The sequence below is a fragment of the Mesorhizobium sp. M0991 genome (assembly GCF_040318915.1).
Classification (GTDB): domain Bacteria; phylum Pseudomonadota; class Alphaproteobacteria; order Rhizobiales; family Rhizobiaceae; genus Mesorhizobium.
Genome location: NZ_JAMYNE010000076.1, coordinates 1 through 7,254, shown reverse-complemented (window position 1 = coordinate 7,254; position 7,254 = coordinate 1). Strand labels below are relative to the sequence as shown.

The 7,254-nt window shown below is 58.4% G+C and carries 3 protein-coding genes and 6 pseudogenes; 5 read left to right on the top strand and 4 right to left on the bottom strand.

Annotated elements, in window-relative coordinates:
• Positions 1–19 precede the first annotated feature (19 nt).
• The 3 genes and pseudogenes from NKH70_RS35280 to NKH70_RS35270 form a co-directional block, all read left to right on the top strand.
• Positions 20–1,147: a CaiB/BaiF CoA transferase family protein gene (locus NKH70_RS35280; protein ID WP_353027437.1), complete on the top strand. Its 1,128-nt coding sequence runs from the start codon at positions 20–22 to the stop codon at positions 1,145–1,147.
• A 760-nt stretch (positions 1,148–1,907) separates the two neighbouring features.
• A complete protein-coding gene (locus NKH70_RS36010; RefSeq protein WP_502908463.1) occupies positions 1,908–2,171 on the top strand; it encodes a hypothetical protein in 264 nt (87 codons plus the stop codon).
• A 202-nt stretch (positions 2,172–2,373) separates the two neighbouring features.
• Positions 2,374–2,625: pseudogene (locus NKH70_RS35270) on the top strand (UDP-glucose 6-dehydrogenase); the annotation flags it as partial.
• Here the strand turns inward: NKH70_RS35270 and NKH70_RS35265 are convergent.
• Positions 2,623–3,237, bottom strand: a pseudogene (locus tag NKH70_RS35265) (reverse transcriptase domain-containing protein); the annotation flags it as partial. The pseudogenes NKH70_RS35270 and NKH70_RS35265 sit on opposite strands and share 3 nt — an antisense overlap.
• A gap of 703 nt (positions 3,238–3,940) precedes the next feature.
• On the opposite strand from NKH70_RS35265, the gene NKH70_RS35260 reads away from it, so the two are divergent.
• On the top strand, positions 3,941–5,281 hold the full coding sequence (locus tag NKH70_RS35260) for an ISNCY family transposase (RefSeq protein ID WP_353027436.1): 1,341 nt from the start codon (positions 3,941–3,943) through the stop codon (positions 5,279–5,281).
• A gap of 207 nt (positions 5,282–5,488) precedes the next feature.
• On the opposite strand, the pseudogene NKH70_RS36005 reads toward NKH70_RS35260, so the two are convergent.
• Positions 5,489–5,904 (bottom strand): annotated as a pseudogene (locus NKH70_RS36005) (transposase); the annotation flags it as partial.
• Between NKH70_RS36005 and NKH70_RS35250 the strand changes: the two are divergent.
• Positions 5,900–6,092, top strand: a pseudogene (locus tag NKH70_RS35250) (IS630 family transposase); the annotation flags it as partial. The pseudogenes NKH70_RS36005 and NKH70_RS35250 sit on opposite strands and share 5 nt — an antisense overlap.
• Here the strand turns inward: NKH70_RS35250 and NKH70_RS36000 are convergent.
• Positions 6,088–6,577 (bottom strand): annotated as a pseudogene (locus NKH70_RS36000) (helix-turn-helix domain-containing protein); the annotation flags it as partial. The pseudogenes NKH70_RS35250 and NKH70_RS36000 overlap by 5 nt on opposite strands.
• 296 nt (positions 6,578–6,873) lie before the next feature.
• Positions 6,874–6,986 (bottom strand): annotated as a pseudogene (locus NKH70_RS35995) (IS6 family transposase); the annotation flags it as partial.
• Between the last annotated feature and the right edge of the window lie 268 nt (positions 6,987–7,254).

Here is a 7,254-nt window from a genome sequence, read left to right as displayed (position 1 = left end):
TTATTAAATGGAGCTTCACGTGATCGGATCACCACTTGAAGGAGTGAGCGTGCTAAGTCTCGCAGAACAATATCCTGGTCCATATGCAACCCTGCTACTGGCAGACCTAGGCGCAGATGTCACTCTGATCGAGAGGCCCAACGGCGGTGATCCCGCTCGCAAGCTCAAAAGCCTCTTTTCCTCCCTGAGCCGCAACAAGCGAAGTATTGTCCTTGACCTCAAGTCAGCGGCCGGTCGGGAATCCCTATTCGAGTTGAGCAAAACTGCGGACGTGCTAATCGAAGGCTACAGGCCGGATGTGATGGAAAACCTAGGGTTGAGTTACGCACAGCTCAGTCCAATGAACCGCCGTCTGATATATCTCTCATTGACCGGCTTCGGTCAAAATGGGCCTTACCGCAGGCGCCCGGTTCACGACCTCTCCTGTCAAGGCTTAGCTGGAGTTCTATTTCAGCAGCCTCGAACTGGACGCCTGGAGAAACCGTTTCAAATGCCCGTCGCCGATCTCGCCTCGGGTACAATGGCGGCATTTGGTGTGGTTTCGGCATTGCTGGCGCGGGAACGAACGGGGCACGGCTGCTACGTCGATCTTGCTATGACCGATAGCCTGGTATCATGGATGACCGCGTATCACTATGCGACCTTAAACGGAAGACCGATGGCAGAGGTATACGAGGAAGAACCGGCCTATGGAACATTCACTTGCGCGGACAACAAGATGATTACGCTGAGCATCGCTAACGAGGATCACTACTGGCAGGCTTTGTGCCAAAGTACTGGTCTGGCACATCTGACCTCCGCAAATCATCAGGATCGCGTGCAACATGCTGGTGACTATCGCGCGCAACTTGCCGCTGCGATCGCAAAGAAAACGCAGGAAGCTTGGGCAGGTCTTTTCGATGCTATAGGAATTCCTTGGGGGCATGTGCATGACCTGAAGGACGTCGCAGGAGATCCGCAGTTGCGCACGCGAGACCTATTTGTCCGGCTCGGCCCCGAAGATGGCGGCGAATGGCACGTGAACCAACCACTACAATTCAACTGCTACAAAACTGGAATCCGGCTTCCCCCGCCTCAGCTCGGTGAACACACTCGAGAAATCTTGTCCCGTTGCCCAGCGCGACCGCGCTCAGAGGAAAACAGGTAGATAACCCGAATTGATCATTCGCATTCGGCGGCATACACCCATCAGAACCTCCCAAGGCTGAGAAATTCGGGGGCCAGTGAGTTGGCGTCCCGTAAGCGTCCAATTGGTGTCGTGTTTCGTGGACCGGAAGCACGCGACACTCCCGCGAAGATTCTTCGCGGGAGGACGGATTGCAATCGGAACCCAAGCCTCACCGGGCGGAAAGTGGCGCTCAAGGTTGGCAAAATGCGCATGTCACCACGACGCGCAGCGCTTCTGCCCAGTCCCGACCAATTTCGACGTCTTTATGGGCGCAGGACGGAACGCTCCGCATCAAGACAGCCGGCCGATGGGAGAAGCCCGCCATGACCTCCCTCACAGCAATTTGCAGAAGCTTCAGAGCGCCTACCGACTCGACAAATCCCGACAGTAGAGATTGGTTGCCTGGCATTTTAGCAGGAATGGCGGACGGGATTCCTCGGAAAGCGGCGTTCACGCGTCGTGCAACCGCAAGCGCTGTCTGATGTCTGACTATGTCGGATACGCTATGTAGCAGAGCCAAGTCTATCACATTGCGTTGAAACGGTTTTGTCATTTGGCATGAGGCATGCAAAGCCATCCGTAAACACGTCACGGACTACGGGCCGCGTATGCATCCCAATGACGGCCGGGTTGTGTCGAATTTCATGGTCCAAGCGCTCACGGGCGAGCCTCTCACCATCTCTGGGGGCGGTTCGCAGACGCGGAGCTTCTGGGATCTCTAATCGACGGGATGGTCAAGATGATGGGAAGTCCCGCGGGTTTCACAGGTCCGGTCAATATCGGCAACCCAGGCGAATTCACCATGCTGGAGCTTGCGGAACAGGTGCTCAAGATCGTCGGCGGGTCATCAAAGCTTGCTTTCCTGCCGCTTCCGGCGGATGACCCGAAGCTGCGCCGGCCCGATATAAATCTCGCCGCGGCTGCATTGGGCTGGGCGCCGCGCGTGCGGCTTGAAGACGGTCTGAAAGAGACGGTCGCCTACTTCAGGAAAGTGCTGGCATGAGAATCGCACTCCCGCTCACTTTTTTACGGCGTAACAGCCGGCGCGCGAAAAGAGATAAAGCTCAAGCACGTAGCGCCCGACCCGCGGAGGAATCCTGTTCGGTACGCCCCGCTCGAAGCACTTGTCGTTTTTCGGCCAGCGCACGCACTGGTAGGCAATTCGACAATGAACTGGCACTTATCAACAGTTTCGGGACAATCTGATGAATATCGCGATGATCGGCACCGGCTATGTCGGCCTTGTTTCGGGAGCCTGTTTTGCCGAGTTCGGCTTCAACGTGACCTGCGTCGACAAGAACCCCGACCTCATCGCGCGATTGAAATCCGGCGTGATCCCTATTTGCGAGCCGGGGCTCGACGATCTGGTCGAACGCAATGTGCGCGAGGGGCGGCTGTCCTTTACCACCGACTTGGCGGGGACGGTGCCTGTTGTCGACGTCATCTTCATTGCAATTTGAAAGAATCGGCGAAACTACGCCCCCTTGCGGAGTTCCGCAGTTGCGTTCAATCCTCTGTCCATCTTTTTCCATGGGCGCTGTCAGCCATCTCTCGATGTATAGTAGTGCCCACGTGCTCTTTACGTGCCTGCGAACTGCCGTGAGCAAAAGCTCGTGCGAGATGTTGTCAAACAGACCCTTGATCTCAAACTCCAGAACCCAATCATATTTCCAGCACCGCTGACGCGTGATCCCCACGGCATCCAAGGCCGATTTGCCCGTCTGTAACCGTAGGAATCTGACAGGAAGATCTGATCGAGCTCCGGTTCGATGAGCTGCTTGACCACCATCTGCGCGATCCTGTCGCTCACGGTGGGCACACCCAAAATCCGCTGGCCTCCAGTCTTTTTCGGAAGGGGGACGGGCACGCACCGGTGGCGGAAAATAGCTTCCCGAGCTCATCCTGTTCCAGATCCTGTAGAGATTCCTCCCCAGGTTGGCTTCGAATGCCTCGATCGTCTGCCCGTCCACGCCACCCGCACCACCATTGGATTTGACCGCTTTGTAGGCTTCGTACACCAGCCGCTTATCGATCATAAACGGTTTGTCTGTCATATTCGCCGTCGTCATCCTGTTTCCAGTCGTTCCGAAAAATACGACCACCTGATCCGACCCCTTCGCTCCAGCCCCATTACAGGACCTTCGTCACTACTACGGGTCGATCCGCCCCAGCTTCCTGCATCGGTACTCTCGCCTCACGGTGGTGTGCCGCTTGTGCTTCTACCTTGGCATCAGAAAGCTGGTTCCTGCAGTTCCGCGCAAAAGCCTGCATCCAGATCATGCCCCCTATACGCCGTCCACTGTCCGCCCAGTCATCAGGCTCCCGACGGACTTGTCCCGAGAGATCCACACGCCCTGGGTTTTAGTGGCATCAAAGAGTACTAACGACGCGTCATCGAAGGGTTTGCTTGCGCTCATCTTCCGGATGCCTACCTGCCTCGGATCATGTCCGCGGCTTTTGTCCCAACGCTAACCACCATGGCTCTTCTACCACAGCAGCTTGGGCTGGTTTAAGATCCGCTCCTGAAAGCCGATCCCGAGGGGCCTGCCCTCATCTTTCACGCAGCTTCTCAGCATGTTGTCAGTTCACCATCGAACCTCCTTCTGCTTGCTGCAGCACACTATGGACGGAAACTAGCTAGTTTCCGTCCACAAACGCCAAACCCTTGATTCAATTGAATGAATCGCTGATTTGCGCAAGCAAGGCCCGACGGTTTCAGGTATGTTGGATCATGCCACTGATTCCAAAATCCTGCCACCGCCGGAGCCGACAATGCGCCTAGAACGCACCGTCCAACCCAGCATATTCGATCTTTTCGCCACGCACGAGATCGGCTGCGAGCTGAAGGCGATGTCGCAATGGCTGGATGAACATTGCGATCTGCTTGGCCTGGTGGCGAGAGACCTGTGTCGGGGCGGCATCAAAGCGACCGGACGGCAAGGCCTGCCCGCCGAAGCGGTGCTGCGCTGCGCGCTGCTCAAACAATATCGGCAGCTGAGCTACCAGGAGTTGGCGTTCCACCTTGAGGACTCCGCCTCGTTTCGCGCCTTTGCCCGACTGCCATGGTTGTGGAGCCCACAGAAGTCGGCGCTGCAAAAGACGATCAGCGCGATCCGGCCCGAGACCTGGGAACAGATCAACCGGACCCTGCTTTTGGGCGCTCGGCAGGTGAAGCTCGAAGACGGCGCGGTCGTGCGGCTGGACAGCACCGTGACCTCGGCGCTCATGCACGAGCCGAGCGACAGCAGCCTGTTGTGGGATGCCATGCGGGTCATGGTGCGTCTGCTGAAGCGAGCTGACGCCTTAATTGGTGGCGCGGGCCTGGACTGGCGCGATCATTGCCGCGCAGCCAAGAAGCGGGCCCGCAAGATTCAGTTCACGCGCGGTCGACCCAATCGGGTCCAACTCTACCGCGAGCTGATCGCGATTGCCCGCGCGACCTTGGCCTATCTGGAGCAGGCGAGCGCATGCCTTGCCAGTGCTCCCGATCCGTTCGTCGACCTGTGGCAAAGCCAAGTCCGGCACTATCTGCCGCTGATTGAACGCATCATCAGACAGAGTGAGCGGCGCGTGTTGGCCGGCGAGCCGGTACGGGCCAGCGAGAAGTTGGTCAGCCTGTTCGAACCGCATGCCGATATCATCGTCAAAGGCAGCCGCGACACCGAGTACGGCCACAAACTAAACCTGACCACCGGCAGGAGCGGCATGATCCTCGATCTGGTGATCGAAGCCGGCAACCCAGCCGACCGCGACCGCTTGCTGCCGATGCTGGCGCGCCACGTCGCCTTCTATGGCCAAGCGCCGCGGCAAGCGGCGGCCGATGGTGGCTTCGCCACGCGCGACAATCTGGCCGCAGCGAAGACGTGGGGCGTCTCCGACATGGCCTTCCACAAGAAAGCCGGCCTCAGGATCGAGGACATGGTCAGAAGCAAGTGGGTCTATCGCAAGCTCCGCAACTTCCGCGCCGGTATCGAAGCTGGCATCTCTTGCCTCAAGCGCGCCTACGGCTTGGCACGTTGCACCTGGCGCGGCCTCGATCATTTCAAAGCTTACGTCTGGTCCTCGGTCGTGGCCTACAACCTCGTCCTCTTCAACCGCCTGAAACCAAGCTGACGCCGGTCCGCCGTTTGGAATGCGTGCACCGGTCCAACGCCGGTCTCGCGGCGTGCGCGCCACCGCGCCCGTGACGCCGTTTTCGCCACAAACCGGCGCGCTCTTCCCCGTCCATGACCCCTACAATCGCTTCTCGCCGAGCGTAAGTGCCTGTAAACGCAGCAAAATGTGTGCGTTTGTGGACGTAAACTAGCTAGTCACGTGAATCTAAAGTTCGCCACATAAGGTCTGCTCTGTTTTTTGGCAGAAGCGTTTTGACTGATGAGAGGATCTCGTTGGCGGACTTGGTCCACTTGTAGGGGTTTGGGTTTTTCGTTGTGCCGCTCGATGAAGGTGCGGATATCGGCTTCGAGCTGGCTGGTCGAGGTGTGAACGCCGCGCCGTAGCTGCTTGCGCGTAAGCTCGGCGAACCAGCGTTCGACCTGGTTGATTCAGGAGGCCGACGTCGGCATGAAATGCACATGATAGTGCGGCCGCCGCGCCAGCCAGGTCCGGATCGCCGCCGTCTTATGCGTGGCATAGTTATCCATGATGATGCGGACATCGAGACCTTGCGAAACATGGGCGTCGATCTGCTTGAGGAAGTCGAGAAACTCGGCCGCGCGGTGGCGCTTGTAGCACCTATCACCGCCCAACAGGGCGCTGGTTCTCAGGGTCGATGAGAAGAGCCAGATCCAGGCGCTCGACCGCGAACAGCCCGTCTTGCCGATGATGCCCGACATTCCCGAGCGCCGGACCCATAGCTATGTCCGTCACGGCACCACTTCCCTTGTTCGCAGCCCTCGATATCGCCTCGGGCTTCGTGATCGGTAAATGGTAAAGGCCGACGATATCGCGGACTTTGTCGACGAACAGCGGATCGCTGGAAAGCTTGAACGTCTGCGAGCGATGCGGCTGCAAGCCGAACGCGCCCAGATCCTGCGGATCGTCGTGTGCGAAAAGCCAGTGGCATTGCCCATGGAGCGGATCGACCAGTGGGTGGCGTCCGCCGGGGTCGATCGCAGCGTGCGCTCGATCACGACCTGATCGTCATCGATCGTGCGCGGCCTGCCAGGGCGCGCTTCATCTAGCAGGCCGTCAACGCGCTCGCCGCCACTTGCCGATGGTATGCTCATGAACGCCGAGCCCGGCTGCTACAGACTTGCTGGGCAGGCCATCTGCGCACCGCAGAATGATCCGGCATCATTCAGACTTCGACCGCGCCACACGACTCCGGCGAACCTGACGCTCAAGATAGGCCCGCTCATCCGCACTCAACACCAGCGGCGAAATCGGCCGTCCCGTCGCATTGGCCATCGTCTCGCTCCTTCTTCAGTCGCGAGCACAACCCTATAATGAAATGAACTTCAGTTCCAGATGACTAGGGCTCAAGCCGTCGCGAGACATGCGATCTCAGGCATGTTCCCATGCGAGGCTCCGCAAATGACGATGGTCGAAGGCGGATAAGATTGGCGCTGACTTGAAGCGCTTCTTGATCCGTTCTCGTCGGCGGCTCGGCTGGTGCGGATTCTCCGCCCAATCGTCCAAGCCTTGATACGAGCAGTGCTCGGCGCCGGGCATGGTACGCCGCTTGGCCCGGCATATTACCGCAGTCAATCGGTGATCGTGACCCGAGGCGCGGGCCTTGAGCCTTCAGCAGCTTGCGCATCAGCTGTTTCGCGCCACTGCCATTTCGCCGGCACTGCACGAGTACGTCGAGGACGAACCGTTCTGATGGAACGGCTTTTCGTGTTAACATTTGTACATAAAAACATACGGTAAATTCAAGAATTCTGCCCCGCACCCTGCTAAGATCCCTATGGGCATGAGCTTTGGCCGTCGCATGCCAAACCGGCCTGCTACACGATTGTGCATCAGCTAAGAGGAGTGCGCGCATGAGCATGGTGAGCGAAGTCGATCAGCTGAAACGGCGTCTTGCCGACAGCCAGAATCAGACCTACCCATACGTTATGCATGCGTTCGGGTTGGATCTC